Genomic DNA, 859 nt, shown 5'->3' with positions numbered 1-859 from the left:
AGCAGTTTAGAGCGAGTTACTGACTTATGAAGTATGACCTTACCGTTTTGGTCTACGGCATGAAGACTAAAGTGGTTTTTGACTAGGTCGATACCGCAGAAATAAGAATAATTAGACATGGTGCCTCCGGTGCAATTAAGTACCACATAAGTGTGGCAGATCCTCGGTAGGGGGAATCCATGTCATTTGTTAGTTGCCTAGGGAGATTGGCTTTGATTCCGGAGTATTGGAAAGCTTTCATAATTAAAAATGAATTAGTGGGGAAATACTGTGAAATTCCAGAGTCCGCTGATCTATCTGAGTTAGATGGTGGTAACCTTAAACTACTCGATGAAAATCAAATCCTCAACGAAGCTAACGAGTTTTATCCTGGAATCGCAGTAAAGAAATTTGGATACATACCTGTAGCTAGTTGCTCACTTGGTTCCGGTGATCCATATTTTATAAACATAAATGATGGCGCTAATGGAAAATTGTATCGGATTTATCACGATGCTGAAATGATTGATGATGAATCTTACAATATGGATGAAGCCGTAAATTTAGTATTAGCGAATTACACAGAGTTACTAAAATACCTCTGCAAAAACGGCAACTAACAAGTTACTCAAAAGGACGCAAAACGCTTGGCTTGCGCTCCTTCGTCGCTAATTTTAGCCAAGCATTTATGCGCCCATTAGTAAGGCGTTAGCAACCTTATCGAGAGATCAAACAAGTGAAGTATATAATAGCCATCATTTTTTCATTACTCGTGGTGGGGTGTTCGTACGAAGATATTAAAGAGTCGATGGTTCCAAAGGAAGAATCATCTTTTGCCAAGGGCTATTTAGAACAACTTCGATTAAAGAATTATGAGTAC

At 39.0% G+C, this 859-nt stretch carries 1 protein-coding gene and 1 pseudogene; one reads left to right on the top strand and one right to left on the bottom strand.

Annotated features, from left to right (window positions below; genetic code table 11):
- Positions 1–119: pseudogene (locus JC606_RS23210) on the bottom strand (IS110 family transposase); the annotation flags it as partial.
- Between the two features lie 60 nt (positions 120–179).
- Between JC606_RS23210 and JC606_RS23205 the strand changes: the two are divergent.
- On the top strand, positions 180–599 hold the full coding sequence (locus JC606_RS23205; protein ID WP_233090627.1) for a hypothetical protein: 420 nt from the start codon (positions 180–182) through the stop codon (positions 597–599).
- Positions 600–859: the final 260 nt, after the last annotated feature.

It is taken from the genome of Vibrio sp. IB15 (assembly GCF_016406055.1).
GTDB lineage: Bacteria > Pseudomonadota > Gammaproteobacteria > Enterobacterales > Vibrionaceae > Vibrio > Vibrio chagasii.
This window is presented reverse-complemented; position numbering and strand designations above follow the sequence as displayed.